Here is a 3,049-nt window from a genome sequence, read left to right as displayed (position 1 = left end):
TTTTCATCTTCCATCAACATCGTTACAATCGGATCTGCATCCGGCTGTGCAGCTGTCTCTGCCATCGTTTTGGACTCCGTTACATAAGCAACTTTCTTAGGTCCGTACTCAGACATAGCTTCTTCTGCTCTTGCAGCTACCATTGAAGGATACATAATACCGTTATAGATATTAAACTCTGTAAGAGAAGCATTATAGTTAGGATCAGCCCAACCATTGGCACCTTTGAACAGGTGTGCAATTTCTGTATCAAGCGTGCTGATATAGTCACCATTTAATACAGCTGAACTTACTAATACACCATCGATGTAATAAAGCAATGAATCAGGAGACAATACCGCTACTACATGATGGAATTCACCATCGTCCAATTCTGTTCCCGGTAATGCAGCTGTAACTGTCGCGCTTCCGTTATTGGTTTCAATACGTGTTTCAGTACTACCTCCACGTGTTGGCTGAACCCAGAAACACTTACTTCCACCTACATTATTACCGAAATAAGCAAGCATAGTGTAACCTGTATTCATACCACTCTGTGTTTCAATGTATGCTTCCAGGGTAATGGCATCGTAAGTATGTAAAGCCAGTGCTTCAGCATCAAAATCGATGTAACCATCAGTATTTGCAGTTGCTCCGGAAACTGTAACTTTTCCATCGGCAACAGTAATTTTATCTCCGATTAAAGTACCATTCAGACCACCTACTGCATCAATTACAGTATCAGGTTCTTCGAATGTATATGAATGGGCAAGAACAGCAGGAATAACTGCAGCCGGGGCCTCAATCATCATGAAACTATCCACTGCAGCACCAGTTTTGTCAGCATAATACCATGAATCTGCTGCTATTCCATCAGCACCACAGTATTTGTCATTTACCATGTTCATAAAGGTATAGTAATCGGTAACACCTTTTACTACTTTCCATACGCCATCTTCCAGGGTACCAAATTTAGTACTCCATCCGCTGCTTGACTTTTTACTGAAGAAACTGTAATTCACATCCTGAATAATGTAATACAGGCTGTCGTCAACACCTTCATTTACCGGACGTAAAATAAAGTGCTGCGCTGCGACATTAATGCTATCAGTCAAGGCTGGCTGAGCATCGCTTGATGATGCACTACCAAGTAATAATCCGCTTTCTGCTTCTTTAAGGAAATAACGCTGGTAAGGCTCAACAGCTTCAACACCAATTGAATCAATTCCTTCACCTTCAAAGGTAATTACGATAGAACCTGAGTCACCGGCAGCTGCTGTTGTAACATTTACCATCAATTTAGCCTGTCCGTTATCATAGTTGGCAGCAGTTAATGAAGAAGGTGTAACAGAAAATCCTTCCGGTACCTTAATTCCAAGAGCTGCATCTGTATTGTTGGTTGTTACGTAAACAGGATATCCTTTCATACCAATTTCAACCATCACAGGAACTGTTTCTGACAAGGAAACAACAGGAGCAGCTACACTCAAATCCATATAATCTGATTCGACATATGAACCTCCGTTAATTGTTCCGTTATTTGCATTGACAGTAAGATCTGTGGCCATTTCAGCAGTATCATTAAAATTATAATAGGCTACAAGACCATCTTCGTCACCTTTTAACAACTGAAATTTACCAGCTGTTAAATCTTCTGATGTTTTTGCCACATTCCAGACACGTACTTCATCAACCAGACCATTAAAGGCTCTGTCTGCGGCATCACTGTCCCATCCGATATAAGTATTACCGGCTGAAAAGTCGTTAGGTGTGAATGTTGCCGTTTCTTCGGCAGCAATACCATCAAAATAAACTGTTCGTGTTGTTTCCGTCATAACCACAGCTAAATGATGCCAGGTTCCCTGGCTAACATCCGGGGTTAAGGAATTTGAGCCGTACTGATCGCCACCGGCAGCCATATACCTGACACTTTGGGAAGTACTTTGCCAGCCCGAAGTATACTGGAATCCGAAATTACCCGGACGGTTAAAAATTAGTCCGGCATTGGCAACCTGATCTGCCCCTGAATTAACCCACATTTCGATGGTATAAGGCAAGGTTGTCAGACCAAGACCTGAAATATCAACATTGCTCAGTGATCCATCAGCACCACCCGGTAAACTCATAGCATAATTTCCGGTAATGCCTACAGCTTCTACCTGGGCAACCTTTAATACCTTAACGGTATCAGGCTCAGCATCAGGATTATGAAGTGCAGACCATCTTAAAATACTTTCAATATTCGTATTTCTGAAGGCGGCATCTGTGAAAATTTTCACCGGTTCAGCCATACCTGCAGTCTGTACCCATGTTGTATAGGTCTTAGCTGTTACGTCAAGATCGAACCAGAAATGGTAAACCTGATTCGGAACAGGAACTACAAGATTTTCCACTGTACCTGCATCTACCCATGCTCCACCGTTTCTCACGGTCAGACGATCTGAATATACAGCAACAGCGGCTGAATAATCACCCCATGCTGCGATTGCAGGTTCAGACAAAACGATTGAACAATCAAAAACACCATCGTTATCACCGTCAACAAATGTTATGCCGGCATAAACAATTCCGGTATCCCTTACCGGATTAAAGGTACCCGTTGCATCTACTGATTGCGCTTTAATGTTTCCCGAAACAAAGATTCCGGCAAACAAAATAAAACTCATCAAATACCTTAGTAAAGAATTTGTTTTCATAAATAAACTTTTAGTTAGTACTATAAATAATAATTCACAATTTGTTTTTCATAAACAAGCGTTAAAATTATTGAATGTCTGTTGCATTTGGACTAAAAATACAATTAATTACTATAATTTTTTTGACAAAATAGTATAAATTATTTTCTTCAACATTCAATAATTCACTGTTAATTACCTTATAAACTGAAACATAAGAGCATTCAAGACTTCTGCAACGTAGAAAGAGGCACGATATTGCTAAAATAAAAAGAGGCTGCCCGGAAACCGGACAGCCTCAAATTATTTAAAACTACTTTCTAGTTTGTTTTTACAACTTTGAACAGTTTGCTTGCACCTGCACTTTCAGCTTTAATGATATATAATCCTGTGCC

1 protein-coding gene is annotated in these 3,049 nt (G+C 40.3%); it reads right to left on the bottom strand.

Annotated elements, in window-relative coordinates; translation table 11 throughout:
- The coding region (locus ACE1EF_RS20010) for a LamG domain-containing protein (protein WP_375722486.1) at window positions 1-2,675 on the bottom strand (2,675 nt) is incomplete at its 3' end.
- Window positions 2,676-3,049: the final 374 nt, after the last annotated feature.

Source organism: Quyinboa sediminis, assembly GCF_042219855.1.
Taxonomy (GTDB): domain Bacteria; phylum Bacteroidota; class Bacteroidia; order Bacteroidales; family UBA5342; genus JBHJHP01.
This window is presented reverse-complemented; position numbering and strand designations above follow the sequence as displayed.